The following is a 24,336-nucleotide window of genomic DNA, read 5'->3' as shown; positions in this document are numbered from 1 at the left end:
GCAGCGCTGGTACGCCCCGCGTCCCGGCCGCGTACCCTGTCCCCCAACCCATCGCCCTCGCATGAAGTGAGCCCCCGGCCATGCCCACAACTCCGGACATGACGACCGCCAGCGATCCCGGCCTCCTCGACACGCTGCAGCACCAGGTGGCCGTGTTCGCCCGCCGTGCGGAGCAGACCCGCCTCGGCGGCGTAGGACAGGTCCGCAACTCCATGGACCGCGCCGCATATCTGCTGCTCAACCGCCTCGACAAGGAGGGGCCGATGGGCGTGAAGGCGCTCGCGGCGAGCATGGGGATCGACTCCTCGACGGTCACCCGGCAGGTCGCCCCGCTGGTCGACACGGGGCTCGTCAAGCGCACGTCGCACCCCGAGGACGGCCGCGCCGTGGTCCTCCAGCTCTCGCCGCGCGGCGAAGCCCGCCTCAACGAAGTGCGGTCGTCGAGGCGTGACCTCATGGCCGAACTGACCGGTGACTGGTCCCCGGAGGAGCGCGAAAGCTTCTGCACGCTCCTCACGCGCTTCAATTCAGCGCTCTCCGCCCGCCAGACCTCCCAGTCGGCTCCGGACGCGCCGGCTTCCTGAGCCCGACGCCTCCCGGGGCGTCCGCATCCCGAGCCCGACCGCTCCGGGGGCTCCCGCCTCTTGACCTCGGCCGTGTGCCTGGCCTCATATGAGACCGGGGGCCCGTCCCCCTCCAGGCGGGAGGCGCGGTGCGCGGACGGCAGGCGTTTGCGGACGCCCGCCGGGCCCGGGAGTTCGAGGCGTTCGTCGCGGGCGCGGCAGGGCGGCTGCTGCATGCCGCCACGCTGCTCACCACCGAGCCGCCGGACGCCAACCCACGCGCGCGTGCCCTGCTGACCGCGTCCCTCGCCCATTCGTACGCGGCCTGGGACCGGATGCGCGGCGAGGACCCGTACGACCGCACCCGCCAGCAGCTGGCCATCCGCTTCGCCCGCGGGGCCTGGCGGCGGCACCGCGGCCACGGCGGCGTCCTGGCCCGGCTCACGCCCCAGGAGCGGCTGATCCTCGTACTGCGGCTGTACGAGGGGGTCGCCGAGGAGCAGACGGCCGCCCTCCTCGGCCTGCCCGCCGACCGGGTGGGGGCGATCTGCGCCCGCGCGATGGAGACGGTCCTGCACCCGCCGCGCGGCCCGGCACCGACGCGGCCCCTGGAGGAGGCGGCCCCGTCATGAGCCAGTTCGATCGCAAGGCGAACGCGGTCCGCCACCTCCTGGACGACGGCACGCCCCCCTCGGTCCCGCCCGAGCTCCACGAGCAGGCGGTCCGCCGCGGCGGCCGCATGCTGCGCCGCAGGAGGGCGCTGCGCCGGCTGCTGTGGCTCACGCTGCTCGTGGCGGCGGTCGCCTTCGTGATCTGGGCGTCGGTCGAGCAGCCCTGGGTGGAGCCGCCCTCGGAGACGACTCCACCCCTCACCCGCTGGTGAGCGGGGTCGAGGGCGACTAGCCCAGCGCCTGCTGAAGGTCGGCGAGCAGGTCGTCCACGTTCTCGATGCCCACCGAGAGCCGCACCAGGTCCGCCGGGACCTCGAGCGCCGAGCCCACCACGGACGCGTGCGTCATCCGCCCCGGGTGCTCGATCAAGGACTCCACGCCACCCAGCGACTCCCCCAGGGTGAACAGCTTCGCGCGGTCGCAGACGGCCACCGCGGCCTCCTCGCCCCCGGCGACCTGGAAGGACACCATCCCGCCGAACGCCTTCATCTGCTTGGCGGCGGTCTCGTGACCGGGGTGCTCCGGAAGCCCCGGGTAGAGAACGCGCGTCACGCGCGCGTGCCGCGTCAGCATCTCGGCGACCTTCGTCGCGTTCTCGCTGTGCCGGTCCATCCGGACGGCCAGCGTCTTGATGCCGCGCAGCACCAGCCACGCGTCGAAGGGCCCGGCCACCGCGCCCATCGCGTTCTGGTGGTACGCCAACTCCTCGCCCAGCGCGGCGTCGTTGACGACCAGCGCGCCGCCGACGACGTCCGAGTGCCCGCCCATGTACTTCGTCAGGGAGTGCACGACGACGTCCGCGCCGAGCGCCAGGGGCTGCTGGAGGTAGGGGCTCGCGAAGGTGTTGTCGACGACGAGGCGGGCCCCCGTCTCCTTGGCGACCTGGGCGACGGCGGCGATGTCGGTGATGCCGAGCAGGGGGTTGGAGGGGGTCTCCACCCAGATCGCCTTCGTACGGTCGGTCACGGCCGCCCGTACCGCCGCCGGGTCGGAGGTGTCGGCGACCGACCACTCGACGCCCCACCGCGAGACGACCTTCGCGAAGAGCCGGAACGTGCCGCCGTACGCGTCGTTGGGGATGACCACGTGGTCACCGGGGGCGAGCAGCGTACGCAGCAGGCAGTCCTCGGCGGCCAGGCCCGAAGCGAAGGCGAGCCCGCGCCTGCCGCCCTCCAGGGCGGCCAGGTTCTCCTCCAGGGCGGTACGGGTGGGGTTGGCGCTGCGGCTGTACTCGTAGCCGCCGCGCAGCCCGCCCACGCCGTCCTGCTTGTACGTCGACACCTGGTAGATCGGCGGGACGACGGCGCCGGTCAGCGGGTCGGCGGTATTGCCCGCGTGGATCGCGACGGTCTCGAAACTCTGGCTGCTGAACGTGTCACTCATGTGGCCAGAGCCTAGTCCGGGACGGGGAGCGGGCCGACGAGTTCGAGACTGGTTCGCCAAGTGTCAGACCCGTCTGGTTCGCTTGAGTCATGGAGATTCTCTGGGTGCTGATGGCAGCGATCATGATCGGGGCGGTGCTCGGCCCTGTCCTGCTGCGCAGGCGCGGCGGAATCCGCCAGGTCGCCCCCGGTTCACCGGACGCCGCGGACCCTGCCGACTACGGCTTCGCGCGGCAGGAGGAGCTGGACATCCGCATGCCGGGACCGGACCGCGACCTCCTGGACGTCCTCGACGTGGTCCAGCGGTCGCAGAGCTGGCAGGCGGCCTCGCAGCTGCTCGCGGGCACGGAGGTGCACGGCGAGGAGCGCTGGCAGCGCGTGCAGGCGTTCGCGGGAGCGGCCTCCCTGGAGCTCCAGCAGCGCCCCGGCGGGGTCGGCGACCAGCCCGGCGGGCAGTGGCTGCGGGTGTGGCGGGCCGAGGCGCCCAAGGACGCGGGCGGCGCGGCGGTGCACGCGGAGTTCCTGGTCCAGCAGGCCTGGAGGTCGTCCACGTCCGGGACGGACGAGTTCCGGATCATCCTGGAGGAGGCGAAGGAGGCCTGTGCGCAGGCGGCGCTGCTCTCCCCCGGGGACCCCGTGCCGTACATCATCGAGCTCTCCATCGCCCGCGGCCTCGCGTACCCGCGCGAGGAGTTCGAGCAGCTGTGGCTGAAGATCCTGGACCGCGCGCCCGCGCACATGGGGGCGCACCTGGCGGCCCTGCACTACTGGTGCGAGAAGTGGCACGGCTCGCGTGAGCTGGCGAACAACTTCACGGAGGCCGCGGCGGCCCGCGCCCCCAAGGGCTCGCTCCTGGCCGGACTCCCGCTCTTCGCGGTGTACGAGCACCTGCCCGAGGTCAACATGGTCAGTGGTTTCTACGAGAGCGAGGTCGTACGCAAGGCCATGGAGGGCGCGCTCTACGCGGTGCACTCCGCCCGCCCGGACGACCCGATGCTGGCGCACGTCCGGCACCTCCTGATCTTCTTCCTGGTCCGCAGCGAGCGGTGGGCGGAGGCGATGAACCAGCTGATCCACGTGGACGGCCACGTCGGCGCCCTACCCTGGACGGTCTCCGCCGACCCGGCCGCGGACTACGCGGTGTACCGCGCGCTCGCGGTCGCGGGGTACGAGGCGAACGGCGGCAGCCCGGCGACGCTGTCGCACTGAGACGGAATGCGTTTGGTGCCGAGAGCGTTGACGCGGGAGCGAAAGCCCCGCACAGAAAACGCCCGGCCCCACCCCACACCGCCTCACCTCGCCTCACCCTGTTCCGCCCCGTTCCGCCCCAGGAGGACAGCTCCATGCTCTTCGGCCGTACGCCCGAGCTCCCCACCCCCGAGCAGGCCCTGAAGGGCCGCGCGACCCCCGAATTCGAGGTCCCGTCCCGCCACACGGTCCTCGGCAACCCCCTCCTGGGCCCCTACCCCGAGGGCCTGGAGATCGCGGACTTCGGGCTCGGCTGCTTCTGGGGGGCGGAGCGCAAGTTCTGGCAGACGGAGGGCGTCTGGACGACGTACGTCGGCTACCAGGGCGGTTACACCGAGAACCCCTCCTACGAGGAGGTGTGCTCGGGCCTGACCGGCCACGCCGAGGTGGTCCGCGTGGTCTTCGACCCGACCCGCGTCTCGTACGCCGCGCTCCTGAAGCTCTTCTGGGAGTCCCACAACCCCACGCAGGGCTTCCGCCAGGGCAACGACGTGGGCACGCAGTACCGCTCGGCGATCTACACGCACTCCGCCGACCAGGAGGCGGGCGCGGTGGCATCCCGAGACGCGTACCAGCAGGTCCTCACGGCGGCGAGGCACGGCGAGATCACCACGACGATCCTCCCGGCAGCCTCCCGCCCGTTCTGGCCGGCGGAGGCCTACCACCAGCAGTACCTCGACAAGAACCCCGACGGCTACTGCGGCATCGGCGGCACGGGCCTGCAGCTGGACAGCCCCTCGGAGACGAACTGGGGCCGGGCCTGCCCGACAGGGATCGCCCCCGCTCCCGCTCCCACGGCGGAGTAGCGGCAGGGCGGCGGCGCCGGGCAAGCTCTCTCAGGACGGTTCGTCGGGCAGCATTCCCAGCTGCCCGAGAAACTCCATCTCGTCGAAGTAGAGCCGGTAATCGACGATCCGGCCGTCCGCCACGGTGGCGATGTCCACCCCGCGGATCCTGACCTCCTTCTGGGTCGCGGGAAGGGTCTCCCCGGACGGCAGACGCAGCGGCCCGGTGTTCCTGCCGCTGAAGATCCCCTCGTCGATGGCCGTGTCACCGGCCTCGTACGCGTGCAGTGTCTCGAACGTGGCCTCGGGGACCGCCTCCGTCATCTGCCGCCAGTACTCCACGATGTTGTCGCGGCCGCGGATCTCCCCCTCGTCCGGGGTGAGGGCGACCGCGTCCTCGGCATACAGCTCGCCGATGGCCTTGAGATCCGGGTGGGTGGTGAGCGCGTCCGTGAGCCGGTCCATGACGTCACGTGCCTGTCCCATGATCCGCCTCCTCAACTGAGGATCACCCGCTTTCATTTTCCCACCGAGGCGGCGCACCAGCAGATCGGCGGACGGGCCGGACGGCCGGGCGGGCATCCGCTCTGCCCTCGGCGAATCTGCTGCGGGGCGACAGGCCTTACGCGGCAGGGACGGTCGGCCGAAGGTGGTGGGACAGAACAGCGCGGCCGACAGGTCAGCCGCCGCTCCCACCGTCAGGAGGACCAACGATGCCACCCATCGTCCACGCCACTGCCCCGCGAGCCTCCGAGGGCGAGACGCCCTCGACTCGGTTCGACGATCATCTGGCCGCGCAGTTGCTGACCCAGCGGATCGTCTTTCTGGGGACGCAGGTCGACGAGGTCTCCGCGCATCGCGTCTGTGCGCAGATGCTGCTGCTCTCCGCCGAGGACCCGCGGACCGACATCAGTCTCTACATCAACAGCCCCGGCGGCTCCGTCACCGCCGGGCTCGCCATCTACGACACCATGCAGTTGATTCCCAACGACGTGTCGACCCTTGCCATGGGGTTCGCCGCCAGCATGGGGCAGTTCCTGCTGGCCGTGGGCACCGCGGGCAAGCGGTACGCCCTGCCCAACGCGCGGATCATGATGCACCAGCCCTCCGCCGGCATCGGCGGCACCACCGCCGACATCGCGATCCAGGCCGAGAACCTGGAGTTCACGAAGAAGGCCGTCGAGCGGATCACCGCCGCGCACACCGGGCAGTCGCAGGAGACCATCTCGCGTGACGGTGATCGTGACCGGTGGTTCACCGCCGAGCAGGCCAAGGAGTACGGGATGGTCGACCGCGTGCTCGACTCGCTCGCCGATGTGCGGCCCGCCGCCACCAAGCCGCGGATGGGACTGGGGGTCTGACATGAGCCAGTACACGATTCCGACCGTCGTCGAGCGCACCCCGCAGGGAGAGCGTGCCTACGACGTCTTCAGCAGGCTGCTCTCGGAGCGGATCATCTTCCTCGGCACCGAGATCGACGACGGCGTGGCCAATGTCGTCATCGCGCAGCTGCTCCACCTGGAGTCCTCGAACCCCGAGCGGGAGGTGGCCATTTACATCAACTCGCCGGGCGGGTCCTTCACTTCGCTCATGGCCATCTACGACACCATGAGCTTCGTCCGCGCCCCCATCTCGACCTTCTGCGTCGGGCAGGCCGCGTCCACCGCCGCCGTGCTCCTCGCCGGTGGCGATCCCGGGCGGCGGTTCGTCCTGGAGCACGCGCGCGTACTGCTCGGGCAGCCCGCGAGCGGCGGGCAGCAGGGCACCGTCTCCGATCTCACCCTCCAGGCCAAGGAGATGGTGCGGATCCGCTCGCAGGTGGAGGACGTCCTGTCCCGGCACTCGGGGCAAGATGTCGCCACGCTGCGCGCGGACATGGACCGCGACAAGGTGTTCACCGCCGAGGACGCGGTGGCGTACGGACTCGCGGACGAGGTGCTCAGCCGGCGGATGCTCGCCGCGGCCTAGGTGCCGGAGAGCCCTTACGCCGCCAGGCGGATGTCTCCCTGGCGCGGTCGCGTCGACTGCGTCTGGCGGGTCAACTCGGTCTGCGCCAGGGAGAGAAGGTCCGCCAGGCTCAGACCCAGGGCGTGCGCGCCGGCCGCGAGGACTTCGGACGAAGCCTCCTTGCGGCCGCGCTCCACCTCGGAGAGGTACGGCATCGAGATGCGGGCCGCGTCGGCGACGTCCTTGAGCGTCCGCTCCTGGGCGAGGCGCTCGCGGCGCAGCACGTCACCCACCACGTCCCGCCACAGGGGCTCTTTCACCTTCGGTGACACGGGAGTTGTGCGCACCGGGGCGGCGGGCCGGTGCGGCGCCGCCCCCGCCGTGCGGGGGCGCAGCGGGATGACGCGGGCCTGCCGCTCCACCGTCGGGGGCTGCTCCACCTTCGGGGGCCGCTCCGTCTTCGAGGCCTGCTCCGGCTCGTGGTACCGCTCTTGGCTGCTCACCTTCTCAGGGTAGGAGCCGCCCCGGCCGCCAGCCAGCGATCAGCGTTCCGCCCCGGGCGAACGCCCCGCCGCGCGACGCCTCACGTCAGCGCCTCCGCCAACGCCGCCGTCGCCTTGACCACCCACGCCGGGTCCCCGTGCCGCAGCCCCCAGTGCGCCGCCGTCACCGCCCGCGCCTGCGCCCACCTCCGGGCACGCTCCCGGTCGACCTCCGCCGCGTCGGCGAAGACGGCGAGGCGGCGCAGGGCCGCCGCACGCGGATCGGGCGCGGTGAGCAGGGGCTCGAAGCGGGTGCGCAGCAGCGTGATCGAGTCGTACGCCGGGTCTCCGACATAGCCCTTGGGGTCGATGGCGAGCCAGGGTTCGCGTTCCGACCTCAGTACGTTGGTGAAGTGCAGGTCGCCGTGGACGAGGGTGTCCGGCTGGTCCCGGCCGAGTTCACGGACCGTCCCGATCGCCGCGGCGACCACGGGGGCGGGCAGTGGTGACCCCAACTCCCGGTCTTCGTCCCGCAGTTCGCGCTCCCACTCGGCCACGAGCGAACTCATCCGCGGCAGCCCCGCGGGCGCGGGCACCGCGAGCCGGCGCGCGAGCCGCCCGGCGACGGTCACCGCCTCGTCGGTGTCCTCGACGTCGGCGAGAGACCCTGCCCCCGGGCCCGAGCCCGAGCCCGAGTCCGGGCCCGCTCCCGCACCCGCACCCGCACCCGCCCGCTCCAGCAGCATCGCGAACCGCGCGTCCTCCCGCTCGTACAGCCGGACCGCGCCCCGCCCCGCCCACACCGCGAAGGCGTCCGGCTCGTGCGCGTTGCCGGGGTGCGGGAAGGAGATCTTCAGGACGGCGGGCGTCCCGTCGTACCGCCGTCTCACGGGGACGACGATACCGACCTGCCCGTGCGTGACCGCTTGTGTCGGCTCGCAGTCCCAGCGCGTGAGCAGTTCGCCGGCCAGCTCCGGCAGGGTCGCGAGCCACGCGCGGCCCCGATCGCCCTCCCGCTGGACCGTGCCGAGCGCGAAGCCCTCTGGTACCTGAATGGGTGTCCCGATCATCCCGGCACCCTAGCGAGGGCGGCGCGGCCGGCGGATGGTTACCGTTCACCCATGCCCCTCGCTGAAGCCCCCGACGGCACCGCCCTGCACTACGAAGTCCACGGCTCCGGACACCCCCTCGTCCTGCTCGGCGGGCAGTCCAACAGCCACCGCTGGTGGGACCCGGTGCGGGACGACTTCGCCGCCGCGTACCGCACCGTCGTCCTCGACTGGCGCGGCACCGGCGAGAGCGGACACCCGGAGACCGACAGCTACAGCACCCCGGGCTTCGCCCGCGACGTCGTCGCCGTGCTCGACCACGCGGGCATCGACAGCGCGCATGTGTACGGCACGTCGATGGGGGGCCGTGTCGCCCAGTGGATCGCCGCCGACCACCCGGGGCGGGTCGACCGGCTCGTCCTCGGATGTACGTCACCGGGGGCGCCGCACGGCATCGAGCGCGGCCCCGAGGTGCGTGCCGCCCTCAGCCAGGCCGACGCCTCGGCCGCGCGCCGCGCCCTCATGGAGCTGATGTACACCCCCGGCTGGATCGCCGAGCGGGAACGCGGCTCGCAGAAGCCGGTGTTCCACACGCTCGGCGATCCGGCGATGCCCCCGCACGCCCGGCGCCGCCATCTGCGGGCCAGCGCCCGGCACGACTCCTGGGACGCGCTGGCGCGGATCACGGCGCCGACGCTCGTCGTGCACGGCACGGACGACGTGTTCAACCCGACGGCCAACGCGCCCCTGCTCGCGGACCGCATTCCCGGGGCCCGGATGCGGCTCATCTCCGGTGCGCGGCACGCGTACTTCGAGGAGTTCGCGCGGGAGGCGACGCCCCTGGTGCTCGACTTCCTGGCGGAGGGGCCAACAGCCGCAGGCGCCTAGGACCCGCTGCCGTACGGCTTGGTGAGGATCTCCAGGACGTGGCCGTTCGGGTCGTCCCAGTACACGCCCCGGCCGCCGTCGTTGGTGTTGATCTCTTTGACGATCTTGTGCTGCGGGTCGGCCCAGTAGGTGAGCCCCGCTTCCTTGATGCGCCCGAAGATGGCGTCGAACTCCTCATCGGAGACCAGGAAGGCGTAGTGCTGGGGGGTGATCGGCGCGTCGTCGCCCTCGCCCTCGTAGTAGTCCAGCGTGACGCCGTTGGGGATCTCCACGGGGGTGAACGGGCCGTACTGGGGGCTCACTTCGAGGCCCAGGATGTCGGCCAGGAACTGAGCGGACGCCTTCTTGTCCTTGGCGGCGACGATGGTGTGGTTGAGCGCGATGGTCATCGTGCGACCTCTTCCTCTGCGTCTGAAGTGCCCGTGTTGACGCCCACCACACTAGGCACGGGCCGCGCCCCCGACATCGGTCACACGGCCCCCCACCTGCTGCGCAATGCGTCCTAGGGCCGCGGGCCGAGGCGAGTTCCGGCCACACGGCCACACGGCCACACCGCCGCCCGCCCACACCCCGGGCGGAAACGCCGTCGCCCTGCTGTCCCTTTCGGGGCAGCAGGGCGACGGCGGTCACGTCCTGGTTCACACGCCTCGCTGAAGGCGGCCGATCAGACCGGTCAGATCGTGGCCGTGTCGATCACGAAGCGGTAGCGCACGTCGCTGGCGAGGACACGCTCGTACGCCTCGTTGATCTTGTCGGCGTCGATCAGCTCGATCTCCGCGCCCAGGCCGTGCTCGGCGCAGAAGTCCAGCATTTCCTGGGTCTCCTGGATGCCGCCGATGCCGGAGCCCGCGAGGGTCTTGCGGCCCGCGATGACGGAGAAGAGGTTGAGCGAGACGGGCTCCTCGGGGGCGCCGACGTTCACCATGGCGCCGTCGGTCCGCAGCAGGCTCAGGTACTTGTCCAGCGGGAGCGGGGCGGAGACCGTCGAGACGATCAGGTCGAAGGAGGCGGTGAGCTCCTCGAAGGTCGCGTCGTCGCTGGTCGCGTAGTAGTGGTCGGCGCCCAGCTTCAGGCCGTCGTCCTTCTTGCGCAGGGTCTGCGAGAGGACGGTGACCTCGGCGCCCATCGCGTGCGCGATCTTGACGGCCATGTGGCCGAGACCGCCGAGGCCGACGACGGCGACCTTCTTGCCGGGGCCCGCGTTCCAGTGCGCGAGCGGGGAGTACGTGGTGATGCCCGCGCACAGCAGCGGCGCGGCGACGTCCAGGGAGAGGCCGTCGGGGATGCGGACGGTGAAGGCCTCGTCCACGACGATGTGCGTGGAGTAGCCGCCGTAGGTGGGCTCGCCGTTCTTGTCGAGGGCGTTGTACGTGCCGACGTTGCCCTTGAGGCAGTACTGCTCAAGACCCGCCTTGCAGTTCACGCACTCGCGGCAGGAGTCGACCATGCAGCCGACGCCCACGCGGTCGCCGACGGCGAACTTGGTGACGGCGGAGCCGACCTCGGTGACGACACCGGCGATCTCGTGGCCCGGGACCATCGGGAAGATGCCCTCGCCCCAGCCGTCGCGGGCCTGGTGGATGTCCGAGTGACAGATGCCCGCGTACTTGATGTCGATCAGCACGTCGGACTCGCCCACCGGGCGGCGCGGAATGGTGGTCCGCTCCAGGGGGGCCTTGGCGGACGGGGCGGCGTAAGCGGTAACGGTGGTGGTGCTGGTCTGTGCGGTCATGTCCTCCACCGTGCCAGGCGTGCGGACATCTACCCAGGTCACAGCTCTGCCTACGTCCAGTGGTCCTACTACTGGTGGGGACAGGCTCGTACCCCCGCGAGCCCTGATACTGGGAAGCATGGACGACCACGCCCAGCACTCCCCCGCCCCCGAGCCCCTCGACGGCCGCGCCGAGCTCAGCGAGTTCCTGCGCACCCGCAGGGCCCGGTTGCAGCCGGAGGACGTCGGCCTGCCGAACTTCGGGCGCCACCGGCGGGTGCCGGGCCTGCGCCGCGAGGAGCTGGCGCAGCTGGCGGGGGTCTCCGTGGCGTACTACACCCGTCTTGAGCAGGGCAACGGCCGCAACGTCTCGGGCGAGGTCCTGGACGCGATCGCCCGCGCCCTGCGCCTCACGGACGCCGAGCACGCCCACCTGACGCACCTGGCCAAGCCCAAGCAGCACAAGAAGAAGCGGGCGGCCCGCCCCCAGCGCGTGCGGCCCGCGCTGCTCCAGCTGATGGACGCGATGGACGGCGTCCCCGCCTATGTGGTCGGCCGCCGCTCGGACATCCTCGGCTGGAACCGCATGGCCGCCGCGCTCTTCGGCGACTGGGGCACCATGCCGCCCGAGGAGCGCAACTGGGCGCGGATCTGTTTCCTGCACCCCGAGTCGCGTGTGCTCTTCCGTGACTGGGAGCAGAAGGCGTCGGACATCGTGAGCTTCCTGCGGATGGACGCGGGCTGCTTCCCGAACGATCCGCTGCTCTCGGCGCTGGTCGGCGAGCTCTCCGTGAAGAGCGAGGAGTTCCGGGGCCTGTGGGCCACGCACGACGTGCGGGAGAAGGGCCACGGCGTCAAGCGCCTGCACCACTCCCTGGTGGGCGACATGACCCTGTCGTTCGAGACGCTGCGGCTGCCCGACGACCACGACCAGTCACTGGTGACGTACCACGCGGAGCCGGACTCGGCGTCGGCCGACGCCCTGCGGCTGCTCGCCAGCTGGGGCGTGGACGCGACGCGCACCGGCACGGCGGGCGCCGGGAAGTAGCCGTCCCGGGCGCCCGCCCCCGGCCGTCACGGCTGGTAGGGAGGTGCCGCGCCCCAGTTCCACAGCGGCACCGGCTGGTCGGTCGGGCGGCTGGCCTCCGGTCCCGAGAAGTAGACCGCGAGCCGGGTGCCCCACTCGATGTAGGCGAGGAAGGCGGACCGGAACTCGGCGTCCGTCGGCAGGCCCGCGTCGTCCGCCGCGTCCTGCATCAGGTTGACCCAGCGGCGGCGCTGCGGCTCGGTGATGCCCTTGCCGAGGTGCTTGCCGACCATCTCGGAGTGGCCGCCGTGCTCCTGAGAGTAGGCGGCGGGGCCGCCGAAGACCTCGCCGAGCCACTGGGCGACGTGCCGGGCGTGCTCGGCGGGCAGGCCCTCGAAGAGCGGTGCGAGGAGGTCGTCCTTGAGGACCTTGGCGTAGAAGATCTCCGTCAGGCGCTCGAAGTTCTCCTCGCCGCCCGCCCACGCGTACAGGGTCGGCGTCGACGCGCCCTTGCCGCGCACGGCGGTGGGCGTGTAGTGGCGCATCTCCTCGATGTTCTCGACGTACGGACGGATCTCCGCGAAGAAGTCGCGGAAGAGCTCCGATCGCCGGAAGCCCTCCATGTGGTCCTTGGTCGACGTCCAGGTGATGCGCAGGACGAAGTGCTCGAAGTCCTCCTCGCAGCGCGTCAGTTCGTAGTCGACGCAACTCGGCGCCGCGGCCAGCGGGACGGCGGCGCGGGTGTACGCGGAGAGGAACTCCGCGGAGAGCTCGGGCGGGATGCGGTAGCGGATGTACTCGACGGTGTGGACGGTCATGTGACGTCGGCTTCCTGTGCGGTGGGTGGTGCCGGCACGCGTGCTCCCCAGTCCCACAGCGCCTGCAGGACCGGGCCGAGTTCTTTCCCGTGGGGGGTGAGTTCGTAGGTGACCGTGGGGGGCCAGCCGGGCGTTCTGGTGCGCAGGACGACGCCCGCGGCGACCAGCTGGGAGAGCCGCTCTGTGAGCACCTTGTCCGACAACTCCGGCAGCGTGGAGGCCAGTTCGCTGTACGCGTAGGAGTCGACCCGCAGCAGCTCCCGGACGATCAAGGTGGTCCAGCGGCCGCGCAGGGCGGCGAGGGCGATCTCCACGGGGCAGCCGGGCGCGGGTGCGCCGACGCGGGCCATCGGGTCGTCCGGGAGCCCCTGCACCGCGCCCTGCCCCACCCCCTGTCCCACCCCCTGGCTTACCGTTCGGTGAGTCACGGGAGCGCCTCCTACTGTTGCCGGCACAGGCCCGCTCCAGGGCCCTTCCCGGAGGGTTGCACATGACCGCCACGGCTCTTCCCACCCGTCCCCAGGACGTCCCCGCCGCCTTCGCCGAGCGGTTCAACAGCGGCGATCCGCAGGCGGTGCACGAGCTCTACGAGGAGAACGCCGCCTTCGTGCCGCAGTCGGGCGACACGGTGCACGGACTCGCGGACATCGCGCGGGCGAACGGCCCGTTCCTCGCGACCGGCCTGCCGATCTCCGTGCGCCCGCGCCAGGTGCACGTCTCCGGCGACATCGCGCTGCTGGTCGTCGACTGGGAGATCGAGGGAGTCGTGAGCTCCACGGCCACGGACGTGGCACGCCGCGGCGCCGACGGGTACTGGCGATACGTGATCGACAGCCCCTTCGGCGCCGCGGTTCCTGCCTAGTCAGCGCGTGGTGCGGCTAACTTGCCCGCCTCACTCGCCTCACCTGCCTCACTTGCCGTAGTACGCGTTGTAGATCGACAGCGTCGACTTGTTGCCCTTCTTGTCCGCGATCTTCGCGTGGAAGGAGATCCCCTTGCCCGCGGCCGGGTTCTTGACCTTGATCTTGCCGCCGCTGACGGTGGCCTTCTTCCAGGTCTGGCCGTAGTCGTACGACACGTACACCGCGAGGGACTTGAGGTTCGCGCCCGCGGCCGCGCCCTGCACCGTCACCGGCACGGACTGGGTCTCGCCGGCCTTGGCCTTGCTGCTCAGGTCGACCGCCGGGGCGAACCGTGCCGTGGAGACCGGCAGCTTCGCGTTGTCGGCCTTCTTGGAGCGGAACGTCCAGGCGGCGTCGATGCGCGTGGAGGCGGCAGCCACCTTGACGCTGCGCTTCACGGACGTCGACAGCTTGTACTCGGCCTCGGCCGCGGGGACCTTGAACGTGGAGCCGCCGGCCAGCGGGTCCTCGTTCTCGCCGATCTTGGTGGAGCCCTTGTGGAGGGTGGTCTTCACCGAGGTGTAGAGCGAGGAGCCCACGTGCGTCTTGCCGTCGGCGAACAGCGGCAGAGAGCCGCCGATCTCGTTGCCCCGACGCGTGACGCCGTACTCGCCGCCGATGCGCGGGCCGAAGACGGCCGTGTTGAACGTCTTCTCGTAGCTCTTGCCCGCCTCGAACTTCTGCGCCGCGCCCAGCGTGTAACCGGCGTCCGTGATCGGCCAGCCGTCCGGGTCGACCCCTGCCTGCTGCTCGAAGTAAAGACCCCACTTCACGGCGTCGGCCGTGGACAGGTACAGCGTCCGGGTGCCGGGCAGCGCCTGCGGAACGTTGATCGAGGAGCCGCCCGAGCTGCCCGGGAGGTATCCCAGGGCTCCGATCGTGCCCTTCTTGCCCTTGGCCGAAGCGCCCAAGTTCGCCTTCACCGTGGCCAGTTCGGAGGCCTTGAAGTGCTTGGTGTAGCCCGTGGCGACCTGCTTGACCTTGCCGCCGATCACGGTGTCGTACTCGGCGTCGTCACCCTTGACCCAGTGTCCGTTCCACTGCTGGTAGAGCGACCCGTCGGTGACCTGCGGACCCAGGTGCGAGGTCCGGAAGTCGGTGTACGAGTCGAGGAACCAGCCGAAGGAGTAGCTGGTGTGCGGTGTGTCGACCGTGAAGTCCGCCAGGGCGAAGGACGGCTTGGCGTCCGCGGCCGGGACCGTGAAGTCGACCGGCTTGCCCTTGCGGGCGTCCAGCGTCACCGTCGTGTCCTTGGTGACGCTGAGCTTCGGCTGGGCGATCCAGTCGGCGCCCTTGGTGAAGTCCTCCGGGTCGGCGAACATGCTGGTGTTCAGCAGGTAACCGCCCTTGGGGACACGGATCTTGACCGTGCCGGAGGCGTCGTGGGGGTTGAAGGACTTCCGGGTGGCGAGCCCGGAGACTCCCTCCAGGTCGCTGTCGTAGTACTTCGGGGCCTGTCCGTCGCGCCCGATGTGCTTCAGCGTCAGCTCGTACGACTCGACCTCGCGCTCGACCGCGGCCGCCGTGCGCACGGTCTGGCCGCCGCCGGTCGCCACGACATACGCGGAGTACGCGCCGTCGACGGTGCCGCCGAGCTTGGTGTCGATGGTCAGGTCGACCGCCGCCGTGCCGCCCGCGGGGACCTTCACCGTCTTCGCGCCGAGCTTGAAGAAGCCCGCGGGGGCCGGAGCGCCCTTGGGGTTCGTGCCCGTCGCCGTGAGGTCGAGGGTGACGTCCTCCTTGCCGAGGTTCTTGTACGTCACCTTCTTCGTGGCCGGCTTGTCGTCGGTGTGCGGCCACTGCTGCGCCTCGAAGGAGAGCGACACCGGCTCGGCGACCACCGACTGCTTGATGGCCTTGTCGAGCGCGATGCGTCCCGAACCCTGCTGGAACGGCGTGTACTTGCCGCCCTTCGTGGACGCGGTCAGCGCGCCCTTGAGCTCGGCGTACTTCCACTCCGGGTGCTGCTGCTTGAGCAGGGCGGCGGCGCCCGCCACGTGCGGGGTCGCCATCGACGTACCGGAGATCGTCAGATAGCCCTCGGGCTTCTGACCGACCTCCTGCTCGATGACGCTGCCGGGGGCCGCGGCCGCGGTGATGTCCACGCCGGGGGCGGTGACGTCGGGCTTGATGGCGCCGTCGCCGACGCGCGGGCCCTGGCTGGAGAAGTCGGCGAGCTTGTCGTTGTCGTCGACCGCGCCGACCGTGAGGGCCGCGTCCGCGCTGCCCGGGGAGCCGACGCTGCCGGGCTCTCCGTCGTTGCCCGCGGCGATCGCGAAGAGGATGCCCTTCTCCGCGGAGAGCTTGTCCACCTCGGCTTCGAGCGGGTCGACACCGGGGGTGTCGCCGCCGCCCAGGCTCAGGTTCACGACGTCGGCGCCCTGGTCGGCCGCCCACTCCATGCCCGCGATGATGCCGGAGTCGTCGCCGTAGCCGTTGTCGTCAAGGACCTTGCCGTTCAGGAGCTTGGCGCCGGGCGCCACGCCCTTGAGCTTGCCGCCCGACTTCGCGCCGGTGCCGGCCGCGATGGAGGCGACGTGGGTGCCGTGGCCGTAGCGGTCCTTGGCGTCGGCCGCGGTGGTGAAGTTCTTCTCGCCGACGACCTGGTCCTTCAGGTCGGCGTGCGTGGCGTCGACGCCGGTGTCCAGGACGGCGACCTTGACGCCCTTGCCGTCGAAGCCCGCCGCCCACGCCTTGTCGGCGCCGATCTGCGGAACGCTCTTGTCGAGCCTCGCCTTGCGTACGCCGTCCAGCCAGACGCGGCTGACGCCGGACGCGGTGGCGGCGCCCTTCTCGGCCACGAGCGCGGACCACAGGTCGCCCGCGTCCTGCTTCGGGGTCGTGATGGCGTCGGCGTTCAGGGACTTCAGGGTCCTGCGGACCGTGGTGTCGCCCGCGGCGCGCACATCGGACCTGGCCCCCGCGGCGGCCCCCTTGTAGCCGACGATCAGCTTGAGGCCCTTCTTCTGGGCCCTGCGGTTGTCCTTCTTGCTCAACTCGGTGATGTCGAACAGACGCTGGTCCAGCTTGCCGGTGGCTATCAGGCGCTGGGCGTCGGCCGGGATCACGAGCGTGTGACCGCCGACCCGCTTGGTCATGACGGGGATCCGCTCCCGCCCCTTCGCCCGCTCGAAGCGGGTGACGCGCCCCTTGGAGTCGGCGGTGACGCGGTCGCCGGTGATCAGGGTGATGCGGTGCGTGGTCCGTTCGGCGCTGTCGAGACCCGCGGCCCGCGCGGCTGCCGGGTTCGCGTCCGGCGCCTGCTTCGCCGCCGATGCCGGGCTGGTCATGCCCGCGGCGAGGGCCACGGCCGCCGCTGTGGCGATCGTGGCCCCGTAGGCTCTCTTCACTTGTCTGCGCAAGTCTCCCCCTGGAGGTCAAGGGGCTCTCGCCCCTGGACGAGGAAGTATTGCCCAGAGTCGAACATCTGCTCAATAGTGCGTCAGAAGTTCAATAGCGCGCCAGAAGTGGTGAGTTGGTCACTGCGCGGCCTGCTCCGTGACCTCGATCCGCCCGCGTCGGATCGTCGCGAGACGCGGTGCCTTGCGCGCGATGGCGCTGTCGTGCGTGACCATCACGAACGTCAGGCCGTGCTCCTTCCAGAGCCCTTCGAGCAGGTCCATGATCTCGTCGCGCATGGACTCGTCGAGGTTGCCGGTGGGCTCGTCGGCGAGCAGTACCTTCGGCCGCTTGACCAGGGCGCGGGCGATGGCGACGCGCTGCTGCTGGCCGCCGGAGAGCTCGGCGGGCAGGTGGCTGCGGCGTTCGCCCAGGCCCACGGACGCCAGGGCGTCGGCGGCGCGTTCACGGCGGTCGGCGGCGCGCAGGCCCAGCGGCACGAGCGCCGTCTCGACGTTCTCCTGGGCGCTGAGCGTGGGGATCAGGTTGAAGGACTGGAAGACGAAGCCGATCGACTCGGCGCGGACCTTGGTGAGCCGCGCCTCGGGCAGCGCCGCCAGGTCGACCCCGTCGAGCTCGACGCTGCCGGACGTCGGCCGGTCGAGCCCGCCGAGCATCTGCAGGAGCGTGGATTTGCCGCCGCCCGTCGGACCCTGGATGACGAGCCGGTCACCGTCGCCGATGGCCAGGTCGACTCCGGCGAGCGCGTCGACGGTCTCCTTGCCCCTGCGGTACTGCTTGGTGACGCCTCTGAGCTGATACATGGTGTGACTCCTGCGATGCGTAAGGGGGTTGGCGGCGTGAGCGGCGTTCGCTGGCCGCCTACTCGACGCGGCGCAGGGTGTCCGCGGGCCGCAGCCGCGAGGCACGCCAGCCGCCGAAGGCGCCCGCGACGAGACCGCCGGCCACGGCGAGGCCGACGGCGAGCGCGATGGTGGTGGCGCTGACCGGTGCGGTCAGCGAGATGTCCAGGGCCTTGGACGCCGACTCGCTCAGCGCGGCGCCGGGGCCCCCGCCGCCGGGTCCGCCGCCCATGCCGCCGCCCGACTGCCCGCCGGCCGAGCCGAGCCGGGCCGTCAGGGTGGGGCTGATCGCCGTCACCAGGTACGCGCCGCCGAGGCCGACGGCGATGCCGAGCACGCCGCCCACCAGGCCGTTGACCACCGCCTCGCCGATGACCTGCCGGGTCACACGGCCGCTCTTCCAGCCGAGCGCCTTCAGGGTGCCGAACTCCCGTACGCGACGGCTGACCGCCGACGAGGTGAGCAGCCCCGCGACCAGGAAGGCGGCGACGAGCACGGCTATGGAGAGCCACTTGCCGACGCTGGACGCGAGGTCGGAGGCGGTGGAGAGCGAGCCCGAGACGGTGTCGGCGAGGTCGGCCGACGTGGTCACGGTCGTCCCGGAGACGTTCTTCTGGATGGCGCTCTTGACCGCGTCGATCCGCTGCGAGTCCGCGGCCTTGACGTACACCGTGGTGATCTTGTTCTTCGAGTCGGCGAGGGTCTGGGCGCGCTTGAGCGGCAGGTAGAGGTTGGCCGCGGCGTCCCCGCTGTCGGGCGTCGCGATGCCGACGACCTTGATCTTGGTGCCGGAGACCGTGACGGTGTCGCCCACGGAGAGCTTCTTCTCCTTGGCGTACGACGCGTCGGCGACGGCCACCTTGGCGTCGGACTCCGACCCCGTGAACGTACGCCCCTCGCTGATCTTGGAGGAGGTCAGCGGGCCCAGGTCGAGCTTGCCGACGTCCGTGCCGTAGACGCTGTAGGAGTCGACGCCGAAGTCGGCTCCGCCGCCGCGCACCTGCCCCTCCTGCTGGTCGCTGCCGCCGCCGGGCGGCCGGCCCTTGCCGGTGGAGCCCGGCGTCTGCTCGAACTCGCCCCGCTCGAACTGGCCGTTGACCTTCATCACCTGCAGGCTGAGACCGCCGACGGCGTCGGCGACACCGCTCTGGCCGTCGACCTTGGCGACGGTGGACGAGGACAGCGTCTGGAAGCCCTGCACCATGACGCGGTCGCTGCTCTGCTCCTTGCCGTCCTCGTCGGCGTCCTTGGCGTCGAACTTGAAGCGCGGGCGCCCACTCTGGCCGCCCTCCTTGGGCGGAGTGGCCGCCTTGGTGACGGTCATGTCGGTGCCGAGCCCGTAGAGCGACTCCAGGACCTTGCCCTGCGCCTGCTTCATGCCGGACGACACGGAGCTGACGACGATGACCAGCGCGATGCCGAGCGCGAGTCCGGAGGCCACGACGAGGGCCGCTTTTCTGCGGCGGCGCAGCTCGCGCCTCAGGTAGGTGAAGAACATGAGCGTGAAGCTAAGTACGCGCCGTGATGAACGGATAAGGGCGGCATAAGAGAAAGATGAGAAGCCCGAACGGCGGCGGCCCGCACCCCTGTTGTGGGGTGCGGGCCGCCGCCTGCGTCTTCTTGCGTGTCCTGGGTGCTCCTAGACGGCCGAACCGGCCTTCCACTGCGCCCAGTCCATGACCCAGCCGTTGAAGCCGTTGTCCGGCTGGACCGTCTTGTCGCCGGTGTTCCGGACGTCCACGACGTCACCGATCATCGAGTTGTCGTAGAACCAGGCGCCCGGGGTGCTCTTGTCGCCCGCGCCCTTGGCGTCCTCCAGGCCGACACAGCCGTGGCTGGTGTTGGCGCCGCCGAAGATGGACTTCGCGCCCCAGTAGTTGCCGTGGATGAACGTGCCCGAGTTCGACAGGCGCATGGCGTGCGGCACGTCCTTGATGTCGTACTCGCCCTTGCCGTCGTCGTCCGTGAAGCCGACCGTCGCGCCGTTCATCCGGGTCTCCTTGAACTTCTCGGAGATCACCATCTTGCCGTTGTACGTCTTGTTCTCCGGGGAGCCCGCGGAGATCGGGATGGTCTTGATGACCTTGTCGTCCCGCATGACCTTCATGGTCTTCGTCTTGGCGTCGACGATGGAGACCTGGTTACGGCCGATCTTGAACTGGACCGTCTTCTCCTGGACGCCGGTGACGCCGTCCGAGCCCTCGACGCCGTCCAGGGACAGCTTCATGGTGACCGTGGAGTTGCCCTGCCAGTAGTCCTCGGGGCGGAAGTCGATGCGGTTGTCGCCGAACCAGTGGCCGACGACTTCCTGGCCGCTGCTGGAGGACACCTTGATGTTGGACTGAACGTCCTTCTTGTTGCTGATCGCCTTGTCGAAGTTGATCGACACCGGCATGCCCACGCCGACCGTGGAGCCGTCCTCGGGCGTGAAGTTCCCGATGAAGCTGTTGCTCGGCGAGACCGTCGTGAACTTCGAGTTCTCGTGCGCCTTGCGGCCCTCGGAGTCCTTGGCGGTGGCACTGATCTTGTACGTGGTCGCACGCTCCAGCTGGCCGCTGGGCTTCCAGCTCTTCTTGTCGGCAGCTATCTCGCCGGCTACCGCGGTTCCTTCCTCGGTCGTCATCGTGACGTCCGTCAGCGAACCGCTGCTCACCTTGACCTTGGCGGCGTTGTTGATGCCCGCGTTGTCGGAGCCGTCCTTCGGCGCGATCTTGATATCGGCGTCGGAAGTCTTCTTGGCAGCCGCTTCGTCGACCTGGTTCTGGGACTCCTTGCCGCCCGCGGCGGTCTTGTCGCCGTCGTCGCTGCTACAGGCCGAGAGCACAAGGACGCCGCCGACCAGAGCGGATACGGCCGCAAGACCCTTGCGCCGTCCGCGCTGCCGCCTACTGTCCGTCATCACACGCTTCTCCATCGTTGCCGAAATTCTCAACACGCCAAGAACGCCGAGAGTCCCCGTAATCCCGCATAACGTCCTGCCCGGTTCGTCCCGTTCCACTTCCGCCGAAGATGTGGGGAACACCACGTCATGCGATGCGCCGGTGACAGCCGTGCATCTCTGAGACGACGGAACCCCGGGCGGCGGTTGCCGTCCGGGGCTACGGGTTCCGTTTTTTCCGTCCGGTAGACGTACGAATTTCGTCTAACCGCTACAGCCCCCGGCCACCGGCACCGTCATCGCCCGTGTCCTCGTCGTCGCCATCATCCTCGTCCGGGTCCCAGTCCGGCGAATCGGGGTCGTAGTCGATCTGCTCGCTGCTCCAGGACGCCTGCGAGAGCTCCACTCCGGGCACCGCGCTGACCAGGTCGAACGGGTCCACCAGATAGGCGAGTGCCTCCGCGTCGTCCTCCTTGACGGCCGTCTCGGCATGCAGCCGCTCCTCGGCGGGCATGTGCTCGTCCTCCGCGATCCGGCGCAGCGCGGAGGCCGCGAGCTCGCCGGAGTCGTCGACCTCCACCACCAATTCGACGCGGAGCCGTACAAAACGTGATGTCTCAGATGTGCTCATGCGTCGGAGCGTACGACCCATGACCCCCGCGACTTTCCCGCGACCCGCGCCTTTCATTACCATCGCCCCACACGGCCAATTCGCCAGCGCCACAAGGGGGATCCGATTCCGTGTCCGCACGTCGATCGCTGCTGACCGCCACTGCCGCGGGGGCCCTCCTCGGCGCCCTGTGGTTCGTTCCCTCCGCCAACGCGACGGCGACGTTCAGATCACCGCAGGCCCCTGAATCGCCCCAGGTCGTCCACACCGAACAGCGTCGCGCGACGCCGCCCTCGGAGACCACCGCCGCCGCTCCCACCGAGGACCGCCTCGCGGACACGGGCGCGGGCGTCGACACGACGCCGTACCTGATCGGCGGGACGGCCTTCCTGGGCCTCGGGGCGGGGTTCGTCGCGTACTCCGTACGCCGGGAGCAGCGGGGCCCGGCCTACTGAGGAACCGCCTAGGCGCCCCGGAGGAGGGGCGCGCGCGCCGGGCAGTCGGGTGACCCCGGCCGCGCGGCGCCCCGGCCGGATACGGGGCGAGGGCTAGGCATGCGGTTATGAGATTCGAGCCCCGGAACAAGAACACCGCGACGCCCCGCGCCCGCCGCCTCCGCCTCGTCGGCGCCCTGTGCGCCGTCGCGGCTTCGGCAGCCCTGGTGACGGGCTGCGGGGAGGACGGCGACGCGTCGTCCGCCGAAGCGACCTCGAAGGCGGCGAAGAGCGTCCCGAAGGAGGCGCCGTCGGAGAGCCCCACGGGCAGCGCGTCCCTCACGCAGGACCAGCAGGAGCGCAAGGCCCTGCTCGCCGCCACCAAGGTCACCTACGACAAGGCGGCCGGCACGGCGGTGGACAAGGTTCCGGGCGGCAAGCTGACCGACCTGGACCTGGAGGGCGTGGACGACGACAACGACGGCGACGACGATGACGACGCGAGCGCGAGCCCCAGCCCGAGCCCGAGCCCGAGCGGCAGCGCGGGCGCCCCGCAGTGGGTCGCCGAGGTCGCCGAGAAGGACGGCACGGTGCACGACGTCCGTATCGACGCGGTGTCGGGCAAGGTGATCAGCTCCGCGCCGGAGAAGGACCAGGACGCCGACGACAAGAAGGAGACGGCCGACCGGCTCTCCCGCGTCAAGCAGTCGCCGGAGCAGGCCGCCAAGGTGGCGACGGACAAGAAGAAGGGCACGGTCACGTCCATCGGCCTGGACGACAACGACAGCAACGCGCTCGTCTGGTCCGTCGACGTCGTCACCAAGGACTGGAACAAGACCGACTTCGAGATCGACGCGGTCAAGGGCGACATCACCCGTGAGCACGTCGACCGCGACTGACGCGCCGTCACCACGCAAGGGGGCGCCGTCACCTGGTGACGGCGCCCCCTTCGGCGTACGGAAACGCCTTGGCTAGGCCAGCGGACCCGTCACCGGCTCGACCGCGGCGAGCAGCGCGCCGGAGCGCACGAACGCGTCGGCCGCCGCCAGGTCGGGCGCGAGGAAGCGGTCCGGGCCCGGGCCCTCGACGCCCGCCTTGCGGATGGCCTCGATGACCGCCCGGGTCGCCGGGGCCGGCGTGAGGCCCTCGCGGAGTTCGACCGCGCGCGTCGCCGCGTACAGCTCGATCGCGACGATGCGGGTGAGGTTGTCGACCGCCGTGCGGAGCTTGCGGGCCGCCGACCAGCCCATCGAGACGTGGTCCTCCTGCATCGCGGAGGACGGGATCGAGTCCGCCGATGCCGGGACCGCGAGCCGCTTCATCTCGCTGACCAGGGCCGCCTGCGTGTACTGGGCGATCATCAGGCCCGAGTCCACGCCCGCGTCGTCCGCGAGGAACGGCGGCAGGCCGTGCGAGCGGTTCTTGTCGAGCAGCCGGTCCGTGCGGCGCTCCGTGATCGAGCCGAGGTCCGCGGCGGCGATCGCGAGGAAGTCCAGGACGTACGCGACCGGCGCCCCGTGGAAGTTGCCGTTCGACTCGACGCGGCCGTCGGGCAGCACGACGGGGTTGTCGACGGCGGCGGCGAGCTCGCGCTCGGCGACCAGGCGCGCGTGCGCCATCGTGTCGCGCCCGGCGCCCGCGACCTGCGGCGCGCACCGCACCGAGTACGCGTCCTGGACGCGCGGCGCGTCGTCCTGGTGGTGACCGGTGAGGCCCGAACCGGCAAGGACCGCGAGCATGTTGGCGGCGGACGCCCCCTGGCCCGGGTGCGGCCTGATGGCGTGCAGCTCGGGGGCGAGGACCTTGGCGGTGCCGAGCAGCGCTTCGAGGGTGAGGGCCGCGGTGATGTCGGCGGACTTGTAGAGGGCGTCGAGGTCGGCGAGGGCCATGACCAGCATGCCGAGCATGCCGTCGGTGCCGTTCAGGAGGGCGAGGCCCTCCTTCTCGCGCAGCTCGACCGGCGTGATGCCGTGCGCGGCGAGCAGCTCGCCCGCCGGCTTCAGCTCGCCGTCCGGGCCCTCCGCGTCGCCCTCGCCCATGAGCGTGAGCGCGCAGTGGCTGAGCGGCGCGAGGTCGCCGGAACAGCCGAGCGAGCCGTACTCGTGCACGACGGGCGTGATGCCCGCGTTGAGTACGTCGGCCATGGTCTGCGCGACCTCGGGGCGTACGCCGGTACGGCCCGAGCAGACCGTCTTGAGCCGCAGGAACATCAGCGCGCGGACCACCTCGCGCTCCACGCGCGGGCCCATCCCCGCCGCGTGCGAGCGGACGATGTTGCGCTGGAGCTGGGCGCGGAGGTCAGGGCCGATGTGCCGGGTGGCGAGGGCGCCGAAGCCGGTCGACACGCCATAGACGGGCTCGGGCTTGGCCGCGAGGGCGTCGACGATCTCGCGCGACGCGGCGAGGGCGGTCACGGCTTCCGCCGAAAGCTCGATGCGGGCGTTGCCACGCGCGACGGCGATGACGTCCGCTGCGGTTGTCCCGGACGTCCCCAGGACCACGGTGTGCATATCCATATTCAGCAGCGTACGGACTGAATCGCCAGGTGTCACGGGTGGATACGGACTGAGCCTCTTACCGGGGTCGACGCCACCGGGCCCCTCCAGGGCCACGACGAACTGCACGCCAAGCCCCCACGACCCCGCAAGGGGCACGAGGAACGGCGCGCCAAGCCCCCACCAGCCCGCAGCCAACACCCGACACCGGGCCCCACAAGGGGCGCGGGGAACTGCGCGACAA

General features: G+C 70.9%; 26 protein-coding genes. 12 read left to right on the top strand and 14 right to left on the bottom strand.

Going from position 1 to position 24,336, the window contains the following annotated elements:
* The first annotated feature begins 80 nt into the window (after positions 1–80).
* From ACZ6ZP_RS33475 to ACZ6ZP_RS33465, 3 genes are all read left to right on the top strand, one after another.
* Positions 81–584 carry a MarR family winged helix-turn-helix transcriptional regulator gene (locus tag ACZ6ZP_RS33475; protein WP_351170583.1) on the top strand — a complete coding sequence of 168 codons (504 nt, stop codon included), beginning with the start codon at positions 81–83 and terminating at the stop codon, positions 582–584.
* 128 nt (positions 585–712) lie between these two features.
* On the top strand, positions 713–1,195 hold the full coding sequence (locus ACZ6ZP_RS33470; RefSeq protein WP_351170586.1) for a sigma factor-like helix-turn-helix DNA-binding protein: 483 nt from the start codon (positions 713–715) through the stop codon (positions 1,193–1,195).
* Positions 1,192–1,446, top strand: a complete 255-nt coding sequence (locus tag ACZ6ZP_RS33465; RefSeq protein ID WP_351170589.1) for a hypothetical protein — start codon at positions 1,192–1,194, stop codon at positions 1,444–1,446. Before ACZ6ZP_RS33470 ends, ACZ6ZP_RS33465 begins: the two co-directional genes overlap by 4 nt.
* A gap of 16 nt (positions 1,447–1,462) precedes the next feature.
* Here the strand turns inward: ACZ6ZP_RS33465 and ACZ6ZP_RS33460 are convergent, their stop codons facing one another.
* Positions 1,463–2,617 (bottom strand): cystathionine gamma-synthase, encoded by a 1,155-nt coding sequence (locus tag ACZ6ZP_RS33460; RefSeq protein WP_351170592.1) that lies wholly within the window; start codon positions 2,615–2,617, stop codon positions 1,463–1,465.
* Between the two features lie 89 nt (positions 2,618–2,706).
* On the opposite strand from ACZ6ZP_RS33460, the gene ACZ6ZP_RS33455 reads away from it, so the two are divergent.
* Together ACZ6ZP_RS33455 and msrA are read left to right on the top strand one after the other, a co-directional pair.
* The gene (locus tag ACZ6ZP_RS33455) at positions 2,707–3,825 is read left to right on the top strand and encodes a hypothetical protein (protein WP_469409524.1); all 1,119 of its coding nucleotides are present in this window, start codon (positions 2,707–2,709) and stop codon (positions 3,823–3,825) included.
* Between the two features lie 134 nt (positions 3,826–3,959).
* Positions 3,960–4,670, top strand: a complete 711-nt coding sequence (msrA, locus tag ACZ6ZP_RS33450) for a peptide-methionine (S)-S-oxide reductase MsrA (protein WP_469409522.1) — start codon at positions 3,960–3,962, stop codon at positions 4,668–4,670.
* A gap of 30 nt (positions 4,671–4,700) precedes the next feature.
* Here msrA and ACZ6ZP_RS33445 read toward each other — a convergent pair whose 3' ends face one another.
* Positions 4,701–5,135, bottom strand: a complete 435-nt coding sequence (locus ACZ6ZP_RS33445; protein WP_351170617.1) for an ester cyclase — start codon at positions 5,133–5,135, stop codon at positions 4,701–4,703.
* Between the two features lie 227 nt (positions 5,136–5,362).
* Here ACZ6ZP_RS33445 and ACZ6ZP_RS33440 point away from each other — a divergent pair, with 227 nt between their 5' ends.
* Both ACZ6ZP_RS33440 and ACZ6ZP_RS33435 read left to right on the top strand, forming a co-directional pair.
* Positions 5,363–6,010, top strand: a complete 648-nt coding sequence (locus tag ACZ6ZP_RS33440) for an ATP-dependent Clp protease proteolytic subunit (RefSeq protein WP_351170620.1) — start codon at positions 5,363–5,365, stop codon at positions 6,008–6,010.
* A 1-nt stretch (position 6,011) separates the two neighbouring features.
* Entirely contained in the window at positions 6,012–6,617 is a 606-nt protein-coding gene (locus tag ACZ6ZP_RS33435; RefSeq protein WP_469409519.1) for a ClpP family protease, read from the top strand.
* A gap of 14 nt (positions 6,618–6,631) precedes the next feature.
* Here ACZ6ZP_RS33435 and ACZ6ZP_RS33430 read toward each other — a convergent pair whose 3' ends face one another.
* Both ACZ6ZP_RS33430 and ACZ6ZP_RS33425 read right to left on the bottom strand, forming a co-directional pair.
* The gene (locus tag ACZ6ZP_RS33430; protein ID WP_351170834.1) at positions 6,632–7,018 is read right to left on the bottom strand and encodes a helix-turn-helix domain-containing protein; all 387 of its coding nucleotides are present in this window, start codon (positions 7,016–7,018) and stop codon (positions 6,632–6,634) included.
* 161 nt (positions 7,019–7,179) lie between these two features.
* The gene (locus ACZ6ZP_RS33425) at positions 7,180–8,148 is read right to left on the bottom strand and encodes an aminoglycoside phosphotransferase family protein (protein ID WP_469409517.1); all 969 of its coding nucleotides are present in this window, start codon (positions 8,146–8,148) and stop codon (positions 7,180–7,182) included.
* A gap of 51 nt (positions 8,149–8,199) precedes the next feature.
* Between ACZ6ZP_RS33425 and ACZ6ZP_RS33420 the strand changes: the two genes are divergently transcribed.
* A complete protein-coding gene (locus ACZ6ZP_RS33420; RefSeq protein WP_366464634.1) occupies positions 8,200–9,015 on the top strand; it encodes an alpha/beta fold hydrolase in 816 nt (271 codons plus the stop codon).
* Here the strand turns inward: ACZ6ZP_RS33420 and ACZ6ZP_RS33415 are convergent.
* Positions 9,012–9,404, bottom strand: coding sequence for a VOC family protein (locus tag ACZ6ZP_RS33415; protein WP_351170632.1), 393 nt, complete (start codon positions 9,402–9,404; stop codon positions 9,012–9,014). The genes ACZ6ZP_RS33420 and ACZ6ZP_RS33415 overlap by 4 nt on opposite strands.
* A gap of 284 nt (positions 9,405–9,688) precedes the next feature.
* Positions 9,689–10,747: an NAD(P)-dependent alcohol dehydrogenase gene (locus ACZ6ZP_RS33410; RefSeq protein WP_351170635.1), complete on the bottom strand. Its 1,059-nt coding sequence runs from the start codon at positions 10,745–10,747 to the stop codon at positions 9,689–9,691.
* Positions 10,748–10,865: 118 nt separating this feature from the next.
* On the opposite strand from ACZ6ZP_RS33410, the gene ACZ6ZP_RS33405 reads away from it, so the two are divergent.
* Positions 10,866–11,774: a helix-turn-helix transcriptional regulator gene (locus ACZ6ZP_RS33405; protein WP_351170638.1), complete on the top strand. Its 909-nt coding sequence runs from the start codon at positions 10,866–10,868 to the stop codon at positions 11,772–11,774.
* A 26-nt stretch (positions 11,775–11,800) separates the two neighbouring features.
* Here ACZ6ZP_RS33405 and ACZ6ZP_RS33400 read toward each other — a convergent pair whose 3' ends face one another.
* Together ACZ6ZP_RS33400 and ACZ6ZP_RS33395 are read right to left on the bottom strand one after the other, a co-directional pair.
* Positions 11,801–12,571, bottom strand: coding sequence for a group II truncated hemoglobin (locus tag ACZ6ZP_RS33400; RefSeq protein WP_351170641.1), 771 nt, complete (start codon positions 12,569–12,571; stop codon positions 11,801–11,803).
* Complete coding sequence (locus ACZ6ZP_RS33395) at positions 12,568–12,999, bottom strand: winged helix-turn-helix transcriptional regulator (RefSeq protein WP_366464636.1); 432 nt, start codon at positions 12,997–12,999, stop codon at positions 12,568–12,570. The genes ACZ6ZP_RS33400 and ACZ6ZP_RS33395 overlap by 4 nt, the downstream gene beginning before the upstream one ends.
* Before the next feature lie 62 nt (positions 13,000–13,061).
* On the opposite strand from ACZ6ZP_RS33395, the gene ACZ6ZP_RS33390 reads away from it, so the two are divergent.
* A complete protein-coding gene (locus ACZ6ZP_RS33390) occupies positions 13,062–13,433 on the top strand; it encodes a YybH family protein (protein ID WP_361472795.1) in 372 nt (123 codons plus the stop codon).
* Positions 13,434–13,481: 48 nt separating this feature from the next.
* On the opposite strand, the gene ACZ6ZP_RS33385 is transcribed toward ACZ6ZP_RS33390, so the two are convergent.
* The 5 genes from ACZ6ZP_RS33385 to ACZ6ZP_RS33365 form a co-directional block, all read right to left on the bottom strand.
* Complete coding sequence (locus tag ACZ6ZP_RS33385) at positions 13,482–16,823, bottom strand: S8 family peptidase (RefSeq protein ID WP_469409513.1); 3,342 nt, start codon at positions 16,821–16,823, stop codon at positions 13,482–13,484.
* Between the two features lie 129 nt (positions 16,824–16,952).
* Positions 16,953–17,636: an ABC transporter ATP-binding protein gene (locus ACZ6ZP_RS33380; RefSeq protein ID WP_351170654.1), complete on the bottom strand. Its 684-nt coding sequence runs from the start codon at positions 17,634–17,636 to the stop codon at positions 16,953–16,955.
* Between the two features lie 58 nt (positions 17,637–17,694).
* Positions 17,695–19,173: an ABC transporter permease gene (locus ACZ6ZP_RS33375; protein WP_469409510.1), complete on the bottom strand. Its 1,479-nt coding sequence runs from the start codon at positions 19,171–19,173 to the stop codon at positions 17,695–17,697.
* A gap of 141 nt (positions 19,174–19,314) precedes the next feature.
* Positions 19,315–20,574, bottom strand: coding sequence for a L,D-transpeptidase (locus ACZ6ZP_RS33370; protein WP_351170660.1), 1,260 nt, complete (start codon positions 20,572–20,574; stop codon positions 19,315–19,317).
* A 250-nt stretch (positions 20,575–20,824) separates the two neighbouring features.
* Entirely contained in the window at positions 20,825–21,184 is a 360-nt protein-coding gene (locus ACZ6ZP_RS33365; protein ID WP_351170663.1) for a hypothetical protein, read from the bottom strand.
* A 110-nt stretch (positions 21,185–21,294) separates the two neighbouring features.
* Between ACZ6ZP_RS33365 and ACZ6ZP_RS33360 the strand changes: the two genes are divergently transcribed.
* A complete protein-coding gene (locus ACZ6ZP_RS33360; RefSeq protein WP_361472805.1) occupies positions 21,295–21,618 on the top strand; it encodes a hypothetical protein in 324 nt (107 codons plus the stop codon).
* 107 nt (positions 21,619–21,725) lie between these two features.
* Entirely contained in the window at positions 21,726–22,496 is a 771-nt protein-coding gene (locus ACZ6ZP_RS33355) for a PepSY domain-containing protein (protein WP_366465096.1), read from the top strand.
* 72 nt (positions 22,497–22,568) lie between these two features.
* Here the strand turns inward: ACZ6ZP_RS33355 and hutH are convergent, their stop codons facing one another.
* On the bottom strand, positions 22,569–24,107 hold the full coding sequence (gene hutH, locus ACZ6ZP_RS33350; RefSeq protein ID WP_351170837.1) for a histidine ammonia-lyase: 1,539 nt from the start codon (positions 24,105–24,107) through the stop codon (positions 22,569–22,571).
* Positions 24,108–24,336 lie beyond the last annotated feature (229 nt).

It is taken from the genome of Streptomyces sp. NPDC054047 (genome assembly GCF_055585065.1).
This window is presented reverse-complemented; position numbering and strand designations above follow the sequence as displayed.

Bases quoted from the DNA above. Each gene is read 5' to 3' on its own strand.
- ACZ6ZP_RS33460 (WP_351170592.1), bottom strand. From the start codon at position 2,617: ATGAGTGACACGTTCAGCAGCCAGAGTTTCGAGACCGTCGCGATCCAC.
- ACZ6ZP_RS33415 (WP_351170632.1), bottom strand. From the start codon at position 9,404: ATGACCATCGCGCTCAACCACACCATCGTCGCCGCCAAGGACAAGAAG.
- msrA (WP_469409522.1), top strand. From the start codon at position 3,960: ATGCTCTTCGGCCGTACGCCCGAGCTCCCCACCCCCGAGCAGGCCCTG.
- ACZ6ZP_RS33475 (WP_351170583.1), top strand. From the start codon at position 81: ATGCCCACAACTCCGGACATGACGACCGCCAGCGATCCCGGCCTCCTC.
- ACZ6ZP_RS33365 (WP_351170663.1), bottom strand. From the start codon at position 21,184: ATGAGCACATCTGAGACATCACGTTTTGTACGGCTCCGCGTCGAATTG.
- ACZ6ZP_RS33435 (WP_469409519.1), top strand. From the start codon at position 6,012: ATGAGCCAGTACACGATTCCGACCGTCGTCGAGCGCACCCCGCAGGGA.
- ACZ6ZP_RS33440 (WP_351170620.1), top strand. From the start codon at position 5,363: ATGCCACCCATCGTCCACGCCACTGCCCCGCGAGCCTCCGAGGGCGAG.
- ACZ6ZP_RS33455 (WP_469409524.1), top strand. From the start codon at position 2,707: ATGGAGATTCTCTGGGTGCTGATGGCAGCGATCATGATCGGGGCGGTG.
- ACZ6ZP_RS33445 (WP_351170617.1), bottom strand. From the start codon at position 5,135: ATGGGACAGGCACGTGACGTCATGGACCGGCTCACGGACGCGCTCACC.
- ACZ6ZP_RS33420 (WP_366464634.1), top strand. From the start codon at position 8,200: ATGCCCCTCGCTGAAGCCCCCGACGGCACCGCCCTGCACTACGAAGTC.
- ACZ6ZP_RS33390 (WP_361472795.1), top strand. From the start codon at position 13,062: ATGACCGCCACGGCTCTTCCCACCCGTCCCCAGGACGTCCCCGCCGCC.
- ACZ6ZP_RS33400 (WP_351170641.1), bottom strand. From the start codon at position 12,571: ATGACCGTCCACACCGTCGAGTACATCCGCTACCGCATCCCGCCCGAG.
- hutH (WP_351170837.1), bottom strand. From the start codon at position 24,107: ATGCACACCGTGGTCCTGGGGACGTCCGGGACAACCGCAGCGGACGTC.
- ACZ6ZP_RS33375 (WP_469409510.1), bottom strand. From the start codon at position 19,173: ATGTTCTTCACCTACCTGAGGCGCGAGCTGCGCCGCCGCAGAAAAGCG.
- ACZ6ZP_RS33410 (WP_351170635.1), bottom strand. From the start codon at position 10,747: ATGACCGCACAGACCAGCACCACCACCGTTACCGCTTACGCCGCCCCG.
- ACZ6ZP_RS33465 (WP_351170589.1), top strand. From the start codon at position 1,192: ATGAGCCAGTTCGATCGCAAGGCGAACGCGGTCCGCCACCTCCTGGAC.
- ACZ6ZP_RS33380 (WP_351170654.1), bottom strand. From the start codon at position 17,636: ATGTATCAGCTCAGAGGCGTCACCAAGCAGTACCGCAGGGGCAAGGAG.
- ACZ6ZP_RS33355 (WP_366465096.1), top strand. From the start codon at position 21,726: ATGAGATTCGAGCCCCGGAACAAGAACACCGCGACGCCCCGCGCCCGC.
- ACZ6ZP_RS33370 (WP_351170660.1), bottom strand. From the start codon at position 20,574: ATGACGGACAGTAGGCGGCAGCGCGGACGGCGCAAGGGTCTTGCGGCC.
- ACZ6ZP_RS33405 (WP_351170638.1), top strand. From the start codon at position 10,866: ATGGACGACCACGCCCAGCACTCCCCCGCCCCCGAGCCCCTCGACGGC.
- ACZ6ZP_RS33425 (WP_469409517.1), bottom strand. From the start codon at position 8,148: ATGATCGGGACACCCATTCAGGTACCAGAGGGCTTCGCGCTCGGCACG.